General features: G+C 72.7%; 18 protein-coding genes. 6 read left to right on the top strand and 12 right to left on the bottom strand.

Translation table 11 applies throughout. The features are described from left to right. Positions 1 to 16: 16 nt before the first annotated feature. Positions 17 to 607: a DNA-3-methyladenine glycosylase I gene (locus ACZ4Z2_RS10960; RefSeq protein WP_468074540.1), complete on the bottom strand. Its 591-nt coding sequence runs from the start codon at positions 605 to 607 to the stop codon at positions 17 to 19. After that, complete coding sequence (locus ACZ4Z2_RS10955; protein ID WP_468074538.1) at positions 604 to 954, bottom strand: DivIVA domain-containing protein; 351 nt, start codon at positions 952 to 954, stop codon at positions 604 to 606. Before ACZ4Z2_RS10955 ends, ACZ4Z2_RS10960 begins: the two co-directional genes overlap by 4 nt. 119 nt (positions 955 to 1073) lie before the next feature. Here ACZ4Z2_RS10955 and folP point away from each other — a divergent pair, with 119 nt between their 5' ends. Continuing rightward, positions 1074 to 1934 carry a dihydropteroate synthase gene (folP, locus tag ACZ4Z2_RS10950; protein WP_468074536.1) on the top strand — a complete coding sequence of 287 codons (861 nt, stop codon included), beginning with the start codon at positions 1074 to 1076 and terminating at the stop codon, positions 1932 to 1934. Positions 1935 to 2000: 66 nt separating this feature from the next. Here the strand turns inward: folP and ACZ4Z2_RS10945 are convergent, their stop codons facing one another. Further along, positions 2001 to 2759 (bottom strand): LOG family protein, encoded by a 759-nt coding sequence (locus ACZ4Z2_RS10945; protein ID WP_055520441.1) that lies wholly within the window; start codon positions 2757 to 2759, stop codon positions 2001 to 2003. Positions 2760 to 2927: 168 nt separating this feature from the next. Next, on the bottom strand, positions 2928 to 4007 hold the full coding sequence (gene dapE, locus ACZ4Z2_RS10940) for a succinyl-diaminopimelate desuccinylase (RefSeq protein WP_468074534.1): 1080 nt from the start codon (positions 4005 to 4007) through the stop codon (positions 2928 to 2930). 118 nt (positions 4008 to 4125) lie between these two features. Here dapE and ACZ4Z2_RS10935 point away from each other — a divergent pair, with 118 nt between their 5' ends. Together ACZ4Z2_RS10935 and ACZ4Z2_RS10930 are read left to right on the top strand one after the other, a co-directional pair. Beyond that, positions 4126 to 5139, top strand: a complete 1014-nt coding sequence (locus ACZ4Z2_RS10935) for a VldE C-terminal domain-containing protein (RefSeq protein ID WP_468074532.1) — start codon at positions 4126 to 4128, stop codon at positions 5137 to 5139. Positions 5140 to 5533: 394 nt separating this feature from the next. Further along, positions 5534 to 5977, top strand: coding sequence for an ATP-binding protein (locus ACZ4Z2_RS10930; protein WP_468074530.1), 444 nt, complete (start codon positions 5534 to 5536; stop codon positions 5975 to 5977). 86 nt (positions 5978 to 6063) lie between these two features. Here the strand turns inward: ACZ4Z2_RS10930 and ACZ4Z2_RS10925 are convergent, their stop codons facing one another. Next, positions 6064 to 7164, bottom strand: a complete 1101-nt coding sequence (locus ACZ4Z2_RS10925; protein ID WP_468074528.1) for a bifunctional succinyldiaminopimelate transaminase/glutamate-prephenate aminotransferase — start codon at positions 7162 to 7164, stop codon at positions 6064 to 6066. Between the two features lie 174 nt (positions 7165 to 7338). Next, positions 7339 to 7656, bottom strand: a complete 318-nt coding sequence (gene fdxA / locus ACZ4Z2_RS10920) for a ferredoxin (RefSeq protein ID WP_004926152.1) — start codon at positions 7654 to 7656, stop codon at positions 7339 to 7341. Positions 7657 to 7796: 140 nt separating this feature from the next. On the opposite strand from fdxA, the gene ACZ4Z2_RS10915 reads away from it, so the two are divergent. Further along, positions 7797 to 8879: a GNAT family N-acetyltransferase gene (locus ACZ4Z2_RS10915; protein ID WP_468074526.1), complete on the top strand. Its 1083-nt coding sequence runs from the start codon at positions 7797 to 7799 to the stop codon at positions 8877 to 8879. Next, entirely contained in the window at positions 8876 to 9748 is an 873-nt protein-coding gene (locus ACZ4Z2_RS10910; protein ID WP_468074523.1) for a transglutaminase-like and tetratricopeptide repeat-containing protein, read from the top strand. Before ACZ4Z2_RS10915 ends, ACZ4Z2_RS10910 begins: the two co-directional genes overlap by 4 nt. Before the next feature lie 329 nt (positions 9749 to 10077). Here the strand turns inward: ACZ4Z2_RS10910 and ACZ4Z2_RS10905 are convergent, their stop codons facing one another. The 4 genes from ACZ4Z2_RS10905 to ACZ4Z2_RS10890 form a co-directional block, all read right to left on the bottom strand. Then, on the bottom strand, positions 10078 to 12204 hold the full coding sequence (locus ACZ4Z2_RS10905; protein WP_468074521.1) for a hypothetical protein: 2127 nt from the start codon (positions 12202 to 12204) through the stop codon (positions 10078 to 10080). A 160-nt stretch (positions 12205 to 12364) separates the two neighbouring features. Further along, complete coding sequence (locus tag ACZ4Z2_RS10900) at positions 12365 to 12796, bottom strand: DUF6113 family protein (RefSeq protein WP_468074519.1); 432 nt, start codon at positions 12794 to 12796, stop codon at positions 12365 to 12367. Positions 12797 to 12860: 64 nt separating this feature from the next. Beyond that, positions 12861 to 13793, bottom strand: coding sequence for an N-acetyl-1-D-myo-inositol-2-amino-2-deoxy-alpha-D-glucopyranoside deacetylase (gene mshB, locus ACZ4Z2_RS10895; RefSeq protein WP_468074517.1), 933 nt, complete (start codon positions 13791 to 13793; stop codon positions 12861 to 12863). A gap of 94 nt (positions 13794 to 13887) precedes the next feature. Next, positions 13888 to 14082: a hypothetical protein gene (locus ACZ4Z2_RS10890; RefSeq protein ID WP_005480627.1), complete on the bottom strand. Its 195-nt coding sequence runs from the start codon at positions 14080 to 14082 to the stop codon at positions 13888 to 13890. Between the two features lie 225 nt (positions 14083 to 14307). Between ACZ4Z2_RS10890 and ACZ4Z2_RS10885 the strand changes: the two genes are divergently transcribed. Beyond that, complete coding sequence (locus ACZ4Z2_RS10885; protein ID WP_468074515.1) at positions 14308 to 16467, top strand: S9 family peptidase; 2160 nt, start codon at positions 14308 to 14310, stop codon at positions 16465 to 16467. Positions 16468 to 16632: 165 nt separating this feature from the next. Here ACZ4Z2_RS10885 and ACZ4Z2_RS10880 read toward each other — a convergent pair whose 3' ends face one another. Then, positions 16633 to 17730 (bottom strand): ABC transporter ATP-binding protein, encoded by a 1098-nt coding sequence (locus ACZ4Z2_RS10880; protein WP_468074514.1) that lies wholly within the window; start codon positions 17728 to 17730, stop codon positions 16633 to 16635. Next, positions 17687 to 18706 (bottom strand): ABC transporter ATP-binding protein, encoded by a 1020-nt coding sequence (locus tag ACZ4Z2_RS10875; protein WP_468074513.1) that lies wholly within the window; start codon positions 18704 to 18706, stop codon positions 17687 to 17689. The genes ACZ4Z2_RS10880 and ACZ4Z2_RS10875 overlap by 44 nt, the downstream gene beginning before the upstream one ends. Positions 18707 to 18714: the final 8 nt, after the last annotated feature.

Genomic DNA, 18714 nt, shown 5'->3' with positions numbered 1-18714 from the left:
TCCCCCGGCGCCCTCCCTACAAGGGCGCCCCTCGCGCCACACAGGTCGCCAGGTGGTCGTCCACCAGGCCGCACGCCTGCATCAGCGCGTATGCCGTGGTCGGGCCGACGAAGCGGATGCCCTGCTTCTTCAGGGCCTTGGACAGGGCGGTGGACTCGGGGGTGACCGCCGGGACGTCGCCGAGGGTCTTCGGGGCCGGACGGCCGACGGGATCGGGGGCGAAGGACCAGATGAGGGTGTCCAGGTCGCCGGGGGCCCAGTCGGCGAGCACGCGGGCGTTGGCGAGGGTGGCCTCGATCTTGGCCCGGTTGCGGATGATGCCGGGGTCCGCGAGGAGGCGTTCCTCGTCGGCCTCGGTGAAGGCGGCCACGTCGGCGATCTTGAAGCCGGAGAAGGCCGCGCGGAAACCCTCGCGGCGGCGCAGGATGGTGATCCACGAGAGGCCGGACTGGAACGCCTCCAGGCAGAGCCGCTCGTACAGCGCGTCGTCGCCGTGGACGGGGCGGCCCCACTCCTCGTCGTGGTACGCCACGTAGTCCTCGGTGGACAGGGCCCAGGGGCAGCGCGGGGCGCCGTCGGGGCCGGCGAGGGCGGTGCCGTCGCTCACTGGTGCTCGCCCTCCTCCGGTTTGCGCAGGGACGTCATGGTCGCCGCGCGGGCGCCGGCGAGCGCGGACTCCAGGTCGGCGATCCGGGCGTCCCGCTCGGCGATCTCGGCGCTGAGCCGGCTGAGGGCGTCGTCGACGTCCACCATGCGGTAGCCGCGGACGGCGACCGGGAAGCGGAGGGCCTCGACATCGGCGCGGTTGACCGGGCGGTCGGCCGGCAGCGGGTCCTGGAGCCGTTCGGCCGTGGCCTCGGGCAGGGCCGCGCTCTCGCCGCCGCCCACCACGGCGAGCGTCACCGCGGCCACCACGACCGCGAGCGCGACGACCAGGAACAAGAACATGAACATCGCTGGGGTCCCCTCGACTGTGTCCGCTCCGATCGTGCCATGCGAGTCTGACAGTTAAGGTCGCAGGCTGGTGGGCCGGGCGGTCAATCGGCGGGACGTACTGGGAGAGGGCGCAGCGGATGCTCAGGCTGGGCAGGCGGGAATTCGGCACGCACGAGCCGGTGATCATGGCGATCGTGAACCGGACCCCCGACTCCTTCTACGACCAGGGGGCGACCTTCCACGACGAGCCGGCGCTCGCACGGGTGGAGCAGGCGGTCGCCGAGGGCGCCGCGATCATCGACATCGGCGGGGTGAAGGCCGGGCCCGGCGAGGAGGTGACCGCCGAGGAGGAGGCGCGGCGGACGGTGGGGTTCGTGGCCGAGGTGCGGCGGCGGTTCCCCGAAGTGGTCATCAGCGTCGACACCTGGCGGCACGAGGTCGGGGAGGCCGTCTGCGAGGCCGGGGCGGATCTCCTGAACGACGCGTGGGGCGGCGTCGACCCGCGGCTGGCGGAGGTCGCGGCGCGGTACCGGGTGGGGCTGGTGTGCACGCACGCGGGGGGCGCCGAGCCCCGGACGCGGCCGCACCGGGTCGAGTACGACGACGTCATGGCCGACATCCTGCGGGTGACCGTGGGGCTGGCGGAGCGGGCCGTGTCGCTGGGGGTGCCCCGGGAGTCCGTGCTGATCGATCCCGGGCACGACTTCGGGAAGAACACGCGCCACAGTCTGGAGGCGACCCGGCGGCTGGGGGAGATGGTGGACACGGGGTGGCCGGTGCTGGTGTCGCTGTCCAACAAGGACTTCGTCGGGGAGACGCTGGACAGGCCGGTGAAGGAGCGGGTCGTGGGGACGCTCGCCACGACCGCGGTGTCGGCGTGGCTGGGGGCTCAGGTGTACCGGGTGCACGAGGTGGCCGAGACCAGGCAGGTGCTCGACATGGTGGGCGCGATCGCCGGGCATCGCGCTCCGGCGGTGGCCCGGCGGGGGCTGGCGTAGCGGTTCCGCCCGACCGGGAAGCGGAGGACGCGCCCCCGCTTCCCCCTCACGGGTGGGCGGGCGCGGTCAGCGGCCCGCCTCCTTCGACACCAGGGCCACCGCCTCGTCCACGTCGTCGGTGACGTGGAAGAGGGTCAGGTCCTTCTCCGCAGCCTTGCCCTGGGCGACGAGCGTGTGGGTGAGCCAGTCGACCAGGCCGCTCCAGTAGGACTCGCCGAAGAGGACGATCGGGAAGCGGGTCACCTTCTGGGTCTGGACCAGGGTGAGGGCCTCGAAGAGTTCGTCGAGGGTGCCGAGGCCGCCGGGGAGGACCACGAAGCCCTGCGCGTACTTGACGAACATCATCTTCCGGACGAAGAAGTAGCGGAAGTTGAGGCCGATGTCGACGTACGGGTTGAGGCCCTGTTCGAAGGGCAGCTCGATGCCCAGTCCGACGGATGTGCCGCCCGCTTCGAGGGCGCCCTTGTTGGCCGCCTCCATGGCCCCGGGGCCACCGCCGGTGATGACGGCGAAGCCCGCCTCCACGAGGCCGCGGCCGAGCCGGACGCCCGCCTCGTACTCGGGCGAGTCGACCGGCGTCCGGGCGGAGCCGAAGACGCTGATGGCGGCCGGGAGTTCGGCGAGCGTGCCGAATCCCTCGATGAACTCGGACTGGATGCGCAGGACCCGCCAGGGGTCGGTGTGGACCCAGTCCGAGGGGCCGCCCGCGTCCAGCAGTCGTTGGTCGGTCGTGCTCGCCTGCACCTGGGTGCGTCTGCGCAGCACCGGCCCAAGCCGCTGCTCCTCCGGTGGCTGGTTCTTGCCCTCGGGGTTGCCGGTCGCCATGTCCGCTCCCTCCGCCGTGCTGGTGGTTCGGTTCAGCGTAGATCCACGCGGGTCACGGACGGGGGACGCGAGCGTGTCCCCCCGCGATCCGTCACCGACGCGTTCCGATGCCCGCCGATATGCGGTGATTCATCTCCAGCGGTCCACCGGCCGAATCCCTGTGGCGCCTCACGCCGTGAGCCAGGCCCGCAGGCGCTCCTCCCCCGCGAGGATCTTGGCAGTCTCCACGCGCTCGTCCCGCTTGTGGGCCAGGTGCGGGTTGCCGGGGCCGTAGTTGACCGCGGGGACGCCGAGCGCGCTGAAGCGGGAGACGTCCGTCCAGCCGTACTTGGGCGAGGGGATGCCGCCGACCGCCTCGATGAAGGCGGCGGCCGCCGGGTGGGAGAGGCCGGGCAGCGCGCCGGGGCTGTGGTCGTCGACCACGAACTCCTCGACGCCGCAGTCGGCGAACACCTCGCGGACGTGGGCGACGGCCTCGTCCTCCGTACGGTCGGGCGCGTAGCGGAAGTTGACCGTGATCACGCACTCGTCGGGGATGACGTTGCCGGCGACGCCACCCGAGACACCGACCGCGTTGAGGCCCTCGCGGTACTCCAGGCCGTCGATGACCGGGTAGCGGGGCTGGTACTCGGCGAGGCGGGCGAGGATCGGGGCGGCCGCGTGGATGGCGTTGGAGCCCATCCAGCCGCGGGCGGAGTGGGCGCGCTCGCCCTTGGTCCGCAGCAGGACCCGCAGGGTGCCCTGGCAGCCGCCCTCGACCTGGCCGTCGGAGGGCTCCAGGAGGACCGCGAAGTCGCCCTCCAGCCACTCGGGGTGCGCCTCGGAGATGTGCTTCAGGCCGTTCAGCTCGGCGGCGACCTCCTCGTTGTCGTAGAAGACGAAGGTCAGGTCGCGGTTCGGGGACGGCACCGTGGCCGCGATGCGCAGCTGGACCGCGACGCCGGACTTCATGTCGCAGGTGCCGCAGCCCCACAGGACGCCGTCCTCGTCGAGGCGGGAGGGGACGTTGTCCGCGATGGGCACGGTGTCGATGTGGCCGGCCAGGATCACCCGCTCCGCCCGCCCCAGGTGCGTACGCGCGACGACGTTGTTGCCGTAGCGCTCGACCGTGAGGTGCGGCAGGGCGCGCAGCGCGGTCTCGATCGCATCCGCGAGCGGCTTCTCGGTGCCGCTCTCGGAGGGGAAGTCCACGAGCTGCGCGGTCAGCCGCGCGGCGTCCAGCGTGAGGTCAATCGGGGTCTCGGCCATGCCCTCGACCCTAACGCGCCGCCCCCGCGGTCCCGGCCGCCGACCGGTTCGGGCGCCCGCCGAGAGGTTGTCCACAACCCGGGGCGCGTTCCCGTTACCCTCCAGTACCTTGTACGGCGTGCCAGAGTCGTACACCGTTTCTCCTCATCCCGGCCCTCGTCGGCGCGGTGGCTGCTTCCTGCGTTTCGCGGCGGCGTTCGTCGTGCTGCTCGCGCTGGGGGCGTATCTGACCATGCAGTACCTGACCGGGGGCAACGGCACACCCAAGTGCAAGGTGGTGTCGGCCGACGACAGGAGGACGTCGTACGAGTTCACCCCCGAGCAGGCGGCGAACGCGGCGACGATCTCGGCCGTCGGTACCTCCCGCGACCTGCCCGAGCGGGCCGTGACGATCGCGCTGGCGACCGCCCTCCAGGAGTCCGGGCTGCGCAACATCGCGCACGGCGACCGCGACTCGCTGGGGCTGTTCCAGCAGCGCCCGTCGCAGGGCTGGGGCACCGAGCGGCAGATCCAGGACCCCGTGTACGCGGCGGGCGAGTTCTACGAGCACCTGGTGAAGGTCGCGGACTACGAGAAGCTGCCGCTGACCGTGGCCGCCCAGAAGGTGCAGCGCAGCGGCTACCCGGACGCCTACGCCAAGCACGAGCCGGACGCCGCGCTGCTGGCCGCCGCGCTGACCGGCCGGGCGGCGGCCACGCTGACCTGCGAGGGGCGCCTGGAGGCGTCCGCGACGGCGTACGGCGGCGGCCCCGAGGCGGTGCGCGGCGCCCTCGCGCGGGACTTCGGAAAGAAGATGTTCGAGACGGCCGGGGCCGTGGTGAAGTCCTCGGGCTCCGCCGCCTCCGCGACCGCCTCGGGTGCCTCCAGCGCCCCGCCGGCGGCCGGGGGCGGTCCGAGCCCGGCGGTCCCGGCACTGACGATCCCCGTCTCGGACGCCGGGGGCCCCGACGCCATGCGGCGGCGCGGCTGGGAGCTGGCGCACTGGGCGGTGGCGAACTCCTCCCGGCTGGGCGTCGAGCGCGTCTCCTACGCCGGGCGGGAGTGGGTCGCCGAGGGCCGGGCCGGCGCGTGGCGCAAGGCCGCGGCGGCGGGCGGCTCCACGGCCGAGGTCCGCATCGTCACCGGACGGTAGGGGTCCCGAGACCCCGGGACCCCTCTGGGCGGCGGGTCCGAATCGTCCCTGGACAGCGGGGGTGAGGGCTCACCCGTCGGGGGTATGCGCGGCGCGTCGGGTGGACGCGGCACGCGGGTTTTCCCCTGCTCGTCTCCGCCTCTTCGAAATCCTTGGGAGTACGGGGCCGTAAGGATTCGGCAGACAGTCGGACCGCATGCCGTTCATGCGCTTATGTCCGCATTCGATAATGCGACGCATTGCCAACTCTTTACGTCGGGCCGCCGCAACCTTCGCGGAGTTCGAGCGGTAGTCACTGCGTCCGAGCCCGGAACGATCACGCCGGCAGCCATTCGGCGGTCAACACCCGGGAACGGCCGGACACTTCACCGTTCTCTTCCGTCAAAGGAGCACCATGTCCCTCCCCCTGACCCGCCGGATCGCCAATGCCGCGCTGCTCACCGCAGCGGGAGCGGCCTCCGTGGTCGGTGCGGCCGGCTCCGCGAGCGCGGCGCCCGAACTCCCGGCCACCCCGGACCTGGGCGGTCTGTCCGCCGTGGACGGGGCGAACGCCGGCAACACCGTGGACGGCGCGACGCAGAGCGTCACCGGCGTCGCGAGCAACGTGGGCGGCAAGGCGGCCAAGGAGACCCTGCCGAGCGTGAGCAAGACCGGCGGCAAGACCGTCAAGAAGACGACCCCCGTGGCCCAGAAGACCGCCGGGGACACCGCGGGCACCGCCGGGGCGGCCCTGGGTGACGCGGCCAAGGGCGCGACGAAGGGCGGGCTGCCGACGGACTCCGTCGCGAAGGGCGGCCTGCCGACGGGCAAGCTGCCGGCCAAGAGCCCGCTCGGCTGACTCGGCGCCGACTGGGCCTGACACCCGCTCCAGCCGCCGAAGGGGCCCGGGGTTTCCCCCGGGCCCCTTCGGTCGTGCCGTGCGGGTTACGCCCCGGTGAGCCGGGCCACCGCCGCCGCGACCCGCTCGTCCGTGGCGGTGAAGGCGACACGGACGTGGTGCTCGCCCGCGGAGCCGTAGAAGTCACCGGGGGCCACGAGGACGCCCAGGTCGGCGAGGTGGGCCACCGTGGTCCAGCAGGACTCGTCGCGGGTGGCCCAGAGGTAGAGGCTGGCCTCGCTGTGCTCGATGCGGAAGCCGTGGCGCTCCAGGGCGTCGCGCAGGGCGGCGCGGCGGGCGGCGTAGCGGTCGCGCTGTTCGCGGACGTGGGCGTCGTCGCCGAGGGCGGCGACCACGGCGGCCTGGGTGGGGGCGGAGGTCATCATGCCGCCGTGCTTGCGGATCTGCAGGAGCGGGTTCAGGACGGCCGGGTCGCCCACCAGGAAGGCCGCGCGGTAGCCGGCCAGATTGGAGCGCTTGGAGAGGGAGTGGACGGCCACGATGCCCTCGTACGAACCACCGTTGACGTCCGGGTGCAGGACCGAGACGGGGTCCGCCTCCCAGCCCAGCTCCAGATAGCACTCGTCGGAGAAGAGCAGGACGCCGTGCTCGCGGGCCCAGGCCACGATCCGGGTCAGCTCCTCCTGCGAGAGGACCTTGCCGGTGGGGTTGGACGGCGAGTTCAGCCAGAGGAGCTTCAGGCCCTCGGGGTCGAGCTCCGTCGGGTCGTCGTAGACCTCGTACCCGGCGCGGGCGAGGCGGGCGCCCACCTCGTACGTCGGGTAGGCGAGGCGCGGGTACGCGACCCGGTCGCCGGGGCCGAGGCCCAGTTGGGTGGGGAGCCAGGCGACCAGTTCCTTGGAGCCGACGATCGGCAGGACGTGGCGGTGGGTGATCCCCCGGGCGCCGAGGCGGCGCTCGGCCCAGCCGGTGATCGCGTCCCGCAGCTCGGGGGTGCCCCAGACGGTCGGGTAGCCCGGTGAGTCGGCGGCGGCCACCAGCGCCTTCTGGACCAGCTCGGGCACCGGGTCGACCGGGGTGCCCACCGAGAGGTCGACGATGCCACCGGGATGGGCGGCGGCCGTCGCCTTGTACGGCTCCAGCTTGTCCCAGGGGAAGGTCGGGAGACGATCGCTGACTGCGGACACGGGATCTGGCTCACTTTCTCGTACGTACGTTCCCATGTGCTGGGACGTGGGCGTACGCACTGCTCGTACGGCGAACGCCTCGGTCCCGTACGGCGATCATGTGATCGGACCGTACGGGACCGAGGCGGCGCTGGGCGCGGGCCGCCGGCCGGGCGGGCCCGCGGCGTCGCTGCCTCAGGCCTGCGGCGGCAGGGCGGCGATGAAGGGGTGGTCGCGCTCGATCAGACCGAGCTTGCTCGCACCGCCGGGAGAGCCGAGCTCGTCGAAGAACTCGACGTTCGCCTTGTAGTAGTCCTTCCACTCCTCCGGAGTGTCGTCCTCGTAGAAGATCGCCTCGACCGGGCACACCGGCTCACAGGCACCGCAGTCGACGCATTCATCCGGGTGGATGTAGAGGGATCGCTGACCCTCGTAGATGCAGTCGACCGGGCACTCCTCGATGCACGCCTTGTCCTTGACGTCGACACAAGGCTGCGCGATGACGTAGGTCACGCTGTCGTTCCTCCTCGATAGGGCGCTGGCGGGCCTCCTCAGGCTCCGCCGCCTGGCGCGCGGGAGCGCGGCGTCGTCGATGCCCGCACCTAGTATCTCCGTTCCTGGGCATGATCCGAACAGGAGGGGTGAACTGACCTGTGGAAATCTCTGCCGGTGGACGTCTCGAGATCCGTGTCTCCGCCGCTGACGTGGGAAAACGCGTCTCCGTGCGGCGGGTTGCCGAGGAGGCCGTCGCGGGTCGGAAATTCACCGACACGGTTGGTGTTCTCACATCATGGGACGACGGCGTGCTGCTGATCACCCGCAGGGACGGGGAGCGCGTGCGGATCGAGGAGTCGTCGCTGGTGGCGGGGAAAGTGGTGCCCGCCGCGCCCGCCCGCCGACGGGGGCCCGCGGCCTCGTACGGGGAACTGGCGCGTGTCTCCGCGCGTGCCTGGCAGCCCGTCGAGCGGGAGACGCTCGGCGGCTGGGAGCTGCGGGCCGCCTCCGGCTTCACCCGCCGCGCCAACTCGGTGCTGCCCCTCGGTGACCCCGGCATACCCCTGGACGAGGCGCTGACGGCCGTACGCGGCTGGTACGCGGCCCGGGGGCTGCCCGCCTACCTTCAGCTCGCCACGGGCGCCGAGGGCACCCAGGAGCTGCTCTGCGCGGAGGTCGAGGACCGCGGGTGGACCCGGGAGGTCACCGCCGAGCTGTGGATCGGGGCGCTCGCGCCGGTCGCGGACCGGGAGGCGCCCGGGGTACGGCTGTCCCGGACGGCGGACGAGGCGTGGCTCGGCCGCTACCGGCGCAAGGGGGTCGGCGAGGTCGCGCTGAAGGTGCTCGGCAGCGGGCCCTCGGTGTGGTTCGCGACGGTGCCGGGGGCCGAGGGGGCCGCGCCCGCGGCGATCGGACGGTGCGTCGTGGACGGGCGGTGGGCCGGTTTCGCGGCCGTGGAGGTCGATCCGGCACGGCGCAGGGAGGGGCTCGCGACGACCGTGATGGCCGCGCTGGCCCAGCGGGCGCTGGACGAGGGGGCCTCGGCGGGCTGGCTCCAGGTCGAGACGGACAACGCGGGCGGGCGGGCGCTGTACGACGGCATGGGCTTCGCCGCGCACCATGCGTATCACCACTATCGGGCGCCGGGGGACGGCGCGACCGAGGGCGGGGCGTCCGAGGGGGCCGGGGGTAGGGCGCCTGAGGGGACCGGGGGCCGTTCCGATTCGTCCCGGCCGTCATGAGCGGGCAGCACCCCGACATGCGTGCGCCCCTGCCTCCGGAGCCGGAGCGGGCCGCCGAGGTGCTGCGGCGGTTCGCCACGGAGGCGCGGGCCGAGCGGCCCGACCTCGCGACGCTCTGTCTGCTCGTGGGCGCCGCGGGCGACGGGACCCTGGACGACGCCGGCCTCGACGCCGCGCAGATCGAACTCGACCGGCTCGCGGGGCTGCTGCCGTACCGTCCCGGCGGGCCGCGCGCGTGGGCGCTCGCGCTGGCGGGGCTGCTCGGGAACCGGTGCGGGTTCCGCGGCTCCGCCGCGGACTACCAGCGGCTGGAGTCGTCGCTGCTGCACCGGGTGCTGGACCGGCGGCGTGGCCTGCCGATCCTGTTGTCGGTGGTGTGGATGGAGGTGGCCCGGCGGGCGGGCGCTCCGGTGTACGGGGTAGCGCTGCCCGGGCACTTCGTCGTGGGGTTCGGGCCGGCCGAGGACCAGGTGCTGGCCGATCCGTTCGACGGGGGGCGGGTGCTCAGCGGGAGCGACGCGGAGACGCTCGTCGCAGGGGCGACGGGGGGTCCGCTGGAGCCGGGGATGCTGCGGCCGGCCGATCCGCTGGACGTGGTGCTGCGGGTCCTGAACAACGTGCGGGCGTGGGCCGCGGCCCGGCCGGAGCGGTCGGATGTGGCCCTGTGGGCGATCGAGTTGTCACTCGCCCTGCCCTCGCACCCGGCGCGGCTGCGGTACGAGTGGGCGCAGTTGCTGGTGCTGCGGGGGGACTTCCTGCGCGGCGCCGCCGAGTTGGAGGCGTACGCGGAGGTGGTGGCCGGGGTGGACGAGGCCGCGGCGGAGCGGGTGCGGCGGCAGGCGGGGGCGGCTCGGGCGCGGCTGAACTGAGGGGCCGGCTGAGGGCCGGGTGCGTGTCCTCGCCGTAGGGGCGTGGGTGCGTGTCCTCGCCGTTGGGGCGTGGGTGCGTTGACGGCCGCGGGTGCGTCGTGGCCGGCCGCGCAGTTCCCCGCGCCGCTGGGTGGCTGCCCCCGGCTGGCGTGGGAGAGGTGCAGGGTCTGGGGTCGATGCCCCGTTCGCCGGTCAGGACCGCGGCGTACGGCGTCGCGGCGGCAGTGCCGGCGGTCCTGTGGCCGCATGGCAGGAGTCATACCGGCAGGGGTGACACACAGGCAGGGGGCGCCCGGGGTCGCCGGGTGCCCCCTGCCTCGCGGGCTCCGTCAGGTCGGGTTCGTGTCGATCACGGCGACCCGGTCGGTCTTGCTCTTCAGGGCCAGGCGGAGGGCGCCGTAGACGTCCTTGGCGTTGACCGGGGTCTTCGCGCCGTTGGCCCGGGTGATCAGGACGCCGTCGAAGGTGCCGCCGTAGAGCTCCTCCAGGGCCTTCTCGTTGTAGGAGTCGACGAGCTTGCCGTCGACGGCCTTGACGGTGAGGAACTTCCACAGGGAGTTCTCGGGGCTCAGCCGGACGGCGTGCGCGGCGTCCGTCTGCACGGTCACGATGCCGGACATCGCGGGCTGCGCGAACTCCTTCATGAACCGGTCGACCTCGGCCTTGTCGACCGACGGCTCCTTGGCGGTGGTCGGCAGGCTCACGGCGGGCGTCGTACCGGTCTCGATCTGCGTGCGGTACGCCTTCTCGACGGCCTCGGAGGACTGGTCTACGGCGAGGCCCTTGCCGGCCTTGCCGTAGACGGCGACGGCCTTGCCCGGCTCGTACTTCACCGTGCCGTCGCTCGCCGAGCCGGAGCTGCCCGCGGCGCGCTCCAGCGCGGCCCGGAGCTTCTCCGCGTCTACCGGCATGACGGGCTCGACGACCCGCTTCTGCCCGAAGAGGGAGCCGATCACGGAGACCGGGTTGTAGTCGCTGACGGCGGCGACGCGGACCGTGTCCTGCATGTCGAACTGCAGTCCGGCCTGGTCCGGGCGGAGCGTGACCGTCCCACCGTCGACCGTGAGCTTCAGCTCCTTGTTCGTGTAGTCGCCGAAGGCCTTGTCCAGCTTGTTGACGGCCTCGTCTCGGGTGCCGCCGCCGATGTCGACGCCGAGGACGGTGGTGCCCTTGGGGACGTCGGAGTGGTTCATGAGGAGACCGGCGCCGTAGACACCGCCGGCGAGGACGACCACGCCGCCGCCGAGGAGCGCGAGCTTGCTGCGGCCCTTCTTCTTGGCCGGCTTCGCGGCCTTCGGGGCCTTGCCCCCGGCGGGCTTCTGCTGCTGGGCGCCGGGGTCGGGCAGCTTCGGCGGGGTGTGCCGGGTCGCGCCGTCGCCGCTGCCCGGGCCGAAGGGGGCGCCCTGCGCGCCCGGGGGCACGACGGGGATGCCGCTGGTCAGGGTGTGCCCGGACGGGTTGTCCAGGGGGCCGGGGCCGCCGTAGCCGGGGGCACCGGACCCGTCGACGGGACGCTGCGGGGTGAGGACCGCGGTGTCGTCGCTGAGTCCGCCGCCGGGGCGGGCGTAGTCCGCGCCGACCGGGGAGGTGAAGTCGGCGGCCGGGCCGAACGGGTCGTTCGGGTCCGCGGGCGGGCCGAGGGGGCTGTCACCGGTGACCGGGCCGCCGGTGGGACCGGACGGGCCGCCCGGCGCGGAAGGGCCGCGACCGGTGCCGTTGTCCGAGAAGTACGGCAGGTCCTCGCGGTCGGACGTGGCGGCGGCGAGCGCGGCCGACACGTCGAAGGAGCCGGTGCCGCCGCCGTGGCCGGGAGCCACCGGTCCGGCGCCGGTGGCACCGGGGAGCCCGGCGCCGTTCGTGCCGCCGGGTCGGGGGGCGCCGCTCGCGCCGGGGCGGGGACCGCCGCCGGGCTGGGCGGGGCCGGGGGTGCCGGCAGGCCGGCCCGCGCCGTTGCCGGCGCCGGGGCGGGGGGCCGGGCCGCCGGCCACGGCCGCCGCGCCGGCGGAGAATCCCGCGCCGTTGCTGCCGCCGCCGCTCGGGCCCTTCGGCGCGGGTGCGCTCTTGCGTGGCGCGAACCAGTCGCTCGTCGGCTTGTCGTCGGCCGCCGGGGCCGGCTCCGGCGCGGGCGCCGGGGTGTCCGTCAGCACGGGCATGGCCGTGGTGCCGGTGGTCTCCGACTCGGAGCCGGCGTCGTCCGCCGCGCTCTCGCCGTCACCGACCGGCTTGCGCACGACGACCGGCGGGATGGGCCGGGACCCGGGGATGTTGATCCGGACCCGCGTCGTCAGTGTGGTCTCGGTCTTGGGGCCGTCCGGCCGCTCGCCTGCGGCCGACCGGGCCGCGTCGGCACCGGCCTCGGTGGCCATGGGTGTGCCGTACGGCGGTGTCCCCGACGGGTACGCGGTGCTGCCGCGCCCATTGGCCCCGGAGGACGAAGTGTCAGTTTCACGACTCAAGGCAGGTTCTCCCGGTTTGCTCCGCCGCCCGTCACGACCTCAACTCAGCGGGCAGCTCGGCGGCGCGCACCACCATACTGGCCACTTCCGGCGCGTATCCCACGACCGCGTGGGAAACCCACACGGGACCCGCACCCCCCGACCGCGGCGAAGTGGTACGTCACTTCCCAAGTCGGGCGTCCGACCCGGCCGGTTGCCGCCCCCACCCAAGGGTGGCGCACATCACAGCCACAGCCATGCCGCCGAGCAGGAAGAGATACGAGCCGACTCCCGCGGCGAAGAGGAAGTCGCCCTCCGGCCGGGTGGAGGTCAGCAGCACCACGGAGATCATCCAGCCGGCGGCCGGCGCAACGGCCCCCGCCCTGCCGCCCGTCACCAGGGCCCCGCCCAGGAAGAGCCCGGCGGCGGCGATCAGCGCCAGCAGCAATCCGAGGGGGAACCAGGCCGCTTGGGCGAGCCCGCCGGCCACGCCGGTCACGGCTCCCAGCAGGAAGAGGCCCAGGTAGGCGGCGATCCGCGGGAGCGAGGGCAGGCTCAACGGCTGGGCGAGCATGCTGCCTTGTCCGCCCGTGGGCGGCTGGGTCGGCTTCATCGCGCGACCACCTCTCGGCCGTCGCGCGGAGACGCCACTCGTTCGTCATACACAGTCGTACGCATCACAGGCCCGTTCCGTTCTGGACTTCCTCGAAAGACCTGCCGCCGATCCCTGCGAACAAGTCGCTCTCCCGGCCGCCGCCTTCGCGTCCGCCGCGCACCAACTCGTAGTACTCCGTGGTGAGGAGGGGCTGTGCCAGCTCGTTGGAGAGGGCGAAGTAGGGTTCGGCGACCTCGATCTGGGTGGCGTGGGCGCGCATCGCGGCGGCCTTCGCCGCCGCGAAGCCGGTGCCGTCGATCTCGGTGGTGACGATGTGGTCGTCCACCACTCCCGGCACGTCGGTGACGGCGGCGGCCCGCTCGAACGGGAGCCGTCCGGGTTCGGCGAGATCGCGGTGGAGCCGGGCGAAGCCCTCGGCGACCACACCGCGCGGCACCCGGTTCCAGTAGACCTTGGCGATCTCCCAGGGGGCGCCCAGGTCGGGGCGGAAGCCGGGGTCGGCGGCCAGGTCGGCGGCGCGCATGGCGACGCGGTGGGCCTGGATGTGGTCGGGGTGGCCGTAGCCGCCGTCCGGGTCGTAGGTCACCAGGACCTGGGGGCGCACCTCGCGGATGATCTCCACGAGGTGGGCGGCGGCCTCGTCGACGTCGGCGGACCAGAAGGCGCCGGGCCGCTGGTTCTGCTCGACGCCCATCATCCCGGAGTCGCGGTAGCGGCCCGGGCCGCCGAGGAAGCGGTGGTCGGTGACGCCGAGTTCCTTCATGGCCTCGGCCAGCTCGCCCACCCGGTAGGGGCCCAGGGCGTCGTCGCGGTCGGGCGCGAGATGGGCGAGGTGGGGCGGGATGACCTCGCCCTCCTCGCCGAGGGTGCAGGTCACCAGCGTCACCCGCGCTCCCTCGGCCGCGTACTTGGCCATGGTCGCGCCGTTGTTGATCGACTCGTCGTCCGGGTGCGCGTGCACCAGGAGCAGTCGGCGAGCGGGCAGATCGGTCATGGGCCCACCCTACGAGGCGCCCGGTCCGTGGCCGCGCGGGGCGCGGGTGTTCACGGGAACGGGCGCGAGGGCGGGCCCGGGGCGGTCCGCGGTCTCAGAACTTGATGCTGCCGATCATGCCCGCGATGTTGGTGGTCAGCTCGCTGATCGTCGGCGCGATGGTCGAGGAGGCGAGGTAGAACCCGAGCAGGATGCAGATGATCGCGTGTGGTGCCTTCAGCCCTGACTTCTTGATCAGGATGAAGACGATGATCGCCAGCAGCACCACCGCCGAAATCGAGAGTGCCACGGCGGCTCACCTCCAAAAAGTTCCCTGGGACCTGGGGAGTGAAGCAGTTGTCGAACGGCGACGGTGAGGACGTCGTCGGACGATGACGCGGGTGACGCAGTTGTGAATCCGTACAGCGGCCAGCAGGTTCATACCCACTCAGCGGTAGTGATCATAACTATCCAAACGCGCGCATCGATCGGCGCACGGCCGCACAAGGGGGCGCATGGCCAATATGGTCGGGGCATGACGACCGAGCCCGAGTCCTTCCCCCGTCGGCACGCCCGGACACAGCGTTTCAGTCTCGGCGCGCCGCGCGCGTTCTCCGTCGCTCCCGATGGTTCCCGTGTCGTGTTCCTGCGTTCCTCGTCCGGTACCGACCGGGCCAACAAGCTGTGGGTACTGGACCTTCCGGACGGCGGTGGCGGGCAGGGCGGGACGGGAGTGCCCGCGACCGGGGGCCGGGAGAGGGTGGCGGCCGACCCGCGGACGCTGCTGCACGGGTCCTCCGAGGAGCTGTCGGCCGAGGAGCGGGCGCGGCGCGAGCGCAGCCGTGAGGGGGGCGCCGGAATCGTCGGCTATGCCACCGACGCGGCCGTGGAGTTGGCGTCTTTCGCCTTGTCAGGGCGGCTTTTCGTGGCGGAGTTGCGAGCCGGTACGGCGCGTGGACTCGACGTCCCCGGGCCGGTGATCGACCCGCGCCCCTCCCCCGACGGCCGGTACGTCGCGTACGTCGCCCGCGGCACGCTGCGGGTGGTGGGGGCGGAGGGCGGCGACGACCGGGCGCTCACCGAGGAGGGGACGGAGAACGTCACCCACGGTCTGGCGGAGTTCATCGCGGCCGAGGAGATGGGCCGTTCACGTGGTTTCTGGTGGTCGCCGGAGTCGGACCGGCTCCTCGTGGCGCGCGTGGACGACACGCCGGTGCGCCGGTGGTGGATCTCGGACCCCGCGGAGCCGGGCAGGGATCCGCGGCGTGTGGCGTATCCGGCGGCCGGCACCTGCAACGCGGAGGTCCGGCTCTTCGTGATCGACCTCTCCGGGACCCGGACGGAGGTCGTGTGGGACCGGGCGCGCTACCCGTATCTGGCGCATGTGCACTGGTCAGCGGCGGGTGCGCCCTTGCTCCTCGTACAGGCGCGGGACCAGCGCAGCCAGCTGTTCCTGGCGGTGGACCCGGACACCGGGGCGACCCGGATGGTGCATGCCGATGAAGATCCACATTGGCTTGATCTTTTCCCTGGGGTGCCCTCCTGGAGTCCGTCGGGACAGCTCGTGCGTGTCGCGGACGAGGGCGGCGCGCGGGTGCTGGCGGTGGGCGAACGCCCGTTGACGGGGCCGCAGTTGCACGTCCGGGCGGTGCTGGACGTGTCCGACGACGATGTGCTGGTCTCGGCGTCGGCTGGCGAGGCGGCCGCGGAGCCGGAGATCGGCCAGGTGCACGTCTACCGGGTGAACGAACTGGGGGTGGAGCGGATCTCCGAGGAGCCCGGGGTGCACTCGGCGGTGCGTTCCGGCGGTGTGACGGTCCTCGTCTCCGCCGTGCCGGACCGGGCGGGAGCCCTGGTGCGGGTACTGCGGGAGGGCAAGCAGGTGGCCACCGTGGCGACTTGCGCGGAGAATCCTGGTCTGTCCCCGCGCGTGCGGTTCACACAGGGGGGCGCACGCCGCGTACCGTGCGCCCTGCTTATGCCGAGGGACTACGACGGCGTCACTCCCCTGCCGGTCCTCATGGATCCCTACGGCGGTCCCCACGGCCCCCGGGTGCTGGCGGCGCACAACGCGCACCTCACCTCGCAGTGGTTCGCCGACCAGGGTTTCGCGGTGGTCGTCGCCGACGGGCGGGGCACGCCGGGCCGCTCCCCCGCGTGGGAGAAGGCGATCGACGGCGACTTGACGCTCTCCCTGGACGACCAGGTGGACGCGCTGCAGGACCTCGCCCGGTCGCACCCGCTGGACCTGTCGCGGGTGGCGATCCGCGGTTGGTCGTTCGGCGGCTGGCTGGCCGCCCTGGCCGTGCTGCGCCGCCCGGACGTCTTCCACGCCGGCATCGCGGGCGCCCCGGTCACCGACTGGCGGCTCTACGACACGCACTACACGGAGCGGTACCTCGGTGACCCCGCCGCGAGCCCGGAGGCGTACACGCGCAGTTCGCTGGTGACCGACGGCGGGCTCTCCTCGCCCGCGCCGTCACACCGCCCGCTGATGATCGTGCACGGCACGGCGGACGACAACGTCGTCTTCGCCCACGCGCTGCGGCTGTCCTCCGCGCTCCTCGCGGCCGGCCGGCCGCACGAGGTGCTGCCGCTCTCCGGGGTCACGCACATGACCCCGCAGGAACAGGTGGCGGAGAATCTGCTGCTGCTCCAGGTGGACTTCCTGAAGCGGTCGCTGGGTCTGGAGTAGCCCGGCGGGCAGCGGACACGGCAACGGGCCGGGGCGACATGGCGCGCCCCGGCCCGTTTACGGCACCCGCACGGCCGTACGCTGTTCAGCTTCGCCCGTCCGTATATCGGAACGACGTCAGCCAAGTTGCCTGCGTGTTAACGCGGTTGGTGTGCGTTTGTATGGTTATCCGGCCCCCTCGGCCCGATCGTCCAGCGGTTCCTCCGGCGGTACGACCTGCTTCTCCTCCGCGAAGTGACAGGCGGAGTCATGGGCCGCCGGGCCCGTGGTGTGCCGGAAGTCCGCCGGTACCGCGAGCGGGGGCACCTCCTGGGCGCACTTCTCCCGGGCCTTCCAGCAGCGGGTGCGGAAGCGGCACCCGGACGGAATGTTCGTCGGGGAGGGCACATCGCCGAAGAGGATGATCCGCTCGCGGTGTTCCCGGGCCTCGGGGTCGGGGACGGGCACGGCGGACAGCAGGGCCTGGGTGTAGGGGTGGGTGGGGTGGTCGTAGATCTCGGCGTCGCGGCCGATCTCGACGATCCGGCCCAGGTACATCACGCCCACCCGGTCGGAGATGTGCCGCACGATCGACAGGTCGTGCGCGATGAAGACGTAGCTCAGCCCGAACTCGCCCTGGAGCCGCTCCAGCAGGTTGATCACCTGGGCCTGGACGGACACGTCGAGGGCGGACACCGGTTCGTCGGCCACGATGATCTCGGGGCGGAGCGCCAGTCCGCGGGCGATGCCGATGCGCTGGCGCTGGCCGCCGGAGAACTGGTGCGGATAGCGGTTGACGTACTCGGGGTTGAGGCCGACCACGTCGAGGAGTTCCCGCACCCTGCGCCGCCGGTCCCCCTTGGGCGCGACCTCGGGATGGATGTCGTACGGCTCGCCGATGATGTCGCCGACGGTCATCCGGGGGTTGAGGGAGGTGTACGGGTCCTGGAAGACCATCTGGATGTTGCGTCGGACCGCCCTCAAGGCCCTGCCGGAGAGCCGGGTGAGGTCCTCGCCCTTGTACTTGATCGTTCCCGCCGTCGGCCGCTCCAGGTTGACCAGCATCCTGGCCACCGTCGACTTGCCGCAGCCGGACTCGCCGACGATGCCGAGGGTCTCCCCCGGGGCGAGCGTGAAGTCCACCCCGTCCACGGCCTTGACGGCGCCGACCTGCTTCTTGAACAGGATGCCCTGGGTCAGTGGGAAATGCTTGACCAGTCCGCTGACCTCCAGGATCGGCTCAACCGTCGGCATGGCCTTCGGCTCGGTCATCGACTCGGTCATCGAGGCACTCCCTCCAGAAGTGGCAGGCGCTCGCCCGGGGGCCGTCCGACGGGGTCACGTCGTACAGCGGGGGTACGTCGGTGCGGCACACGTCGCGGGCCATCGGGCAGCGCGGGTGGAAGGCACAACCGGGCGGGATGGCGGTGAGGTTGGGCGGGAGGCCCTTGATGGCGTAGAGCTCCTGGCCCTTCTGGTCCAGGCGCGGGATGGAGTCGAGCAGACCGCGGGTGTACGGGTGGGCCGGGGCCTTGTAGATGTCGTGGACGGGGGCGGACTCCACGATGCGGCCGGCGTACATGACGGCGATGCGGTCGGCGACGTCCGCGACGACGCCGAGGTCGTGGGTGATGAGGATGAGGCCCATGTCCAGCTCGCGCCGCAACTCCGCGAGGAGATCCATGACCTGGGCCTGGACGGTGACGTCGAGTGCCGTGGTCGGTTCGTCGGCGATGATCAGGGACGGTTCCAGGGCCAGCGCCATCGCGATCATGATGCGCTGGCGCATACCGCCGGAGAACTGGTGGGGGTAGTCCCGTACGCGGTCCTTCGCGGCCGGGATGCGGACCCGGTCCATCAGCTCGACGGCCTTGGCGCGGGCGTCCTTCTTCGACATGCCCCGGTGCACGACGAACATCTCGCCGAGCTGGTCGCCGACGTTCAGGACGGGGTTGAGGGCGGAGAGCGCGTCCTGGAAGATCATCGCCATCTCGGCGCCGCGGACCTTGCGGCGTTCGTCCTCCTTGAGCGTGAGCAGGTCCCGGCCCTTGAAGAGGATCTCGCCGCCGGTGATCCGCCCCGGCGGCATGTCGAGGATCCCCATGATCGCCTGCGCGGTGACCGACTTCCCGGACCCCGACTCCCCGAGCACCGCGAGCGTCTCCCCCGCGTCCACCGCGTACTCGACCCCGTTGACGGCCCTGGCGATCCCGTCCCGCGTCCTGAACTCCACCCGCAGATCACGCACGTCGAGCAGCATGACGACGG

The sequence above is a fragment of the Streptomyces sp. NPDC030183 genome (assembly GCF_055573455.1).
The sequence above is the reverse complement of the archived record's forward strand: the minus strand, read 5'-3'. Positions and strand labels throughout refer to the sequence as shown.

Coding starts and splice junctions, on each gene's coding strand:
- ACZ4Z2_RS10955 (WP_468074538.1), bottom strand. CDS start 954: ATGTTCATGTTCTTGTTCCTGGTCGTCGCGCTCGCGGTCGTGGTGGCC.
- folP (WP_468074536.1), top strand. CDS start 1,074: ATGCTCAGGCTGGGCAGGCGGGAATTCGGCACGCACGAGCCGGTGATC.
- ACZ4Z2_RS10945 (WP_055520441.1), bottom strand. CDS start 2,759: ATGGCGACCGGCAACCCCGAGGGCAAGAACCAGCCACCGGAGGAGCAG.
- dapE (WP_468074534.1), bottom strand. CDS start 4,007: ATGGCCGAGACCCCGATTGACCTCACGCTGGACGCCGCGCGGCTGACC.
- ACZ4Z2_RS10930 (WP_468074530.1), top strand. CDS start 5,534: ATGTCCCTCCCCCTGACCCGCCGGATCGCCAATGCCGCGCTGCTCACC.
- ACZ4Z2_RS10910 (WP_468074523.1), top strand. CDS start 8,876: ATGAGCGGGCAGCACCCCGACATGCGTGCGCCCCTGCCTCCGGAGCCG.
- ACZ4Z2_RS10900 (WP_468074519.1), bottom strand. CDS start 12,796: ATGAAGCCGACCCAGCCGCCCACGGGCGGACAAGGCAGCATGCTCGCC.
- mshB (WP_468074517.1), bottom strand. CDS start 13,793: ATGACCGATCTGCCCGCTCGCCGACTGCTCCTGGTGCACGCGCACCCG.
- ACZ4Z2_RS10885 (WP_468074515.1), top strand. CDS start 14,308: ATGACGACCGAGCCCGAGTCCTTCCCCCGTCGGCACGCCCGGACACAG.
- ACZ4Z2_RS10880 (WP_468074514.1), bottom strand. CDS start 17,730: ATGACCGAGTCGATGACCGAGCCGAAGGCCATGCCGACGGTTGAGCCG.
- ACZ4Z2_RS10875 (WP_468074513.1), bottom strand. CDS start 18,706: ATGCTGCTCGACGTGCGTGATCTGCGGGTGGAGTTCAGGACGCGGGAC.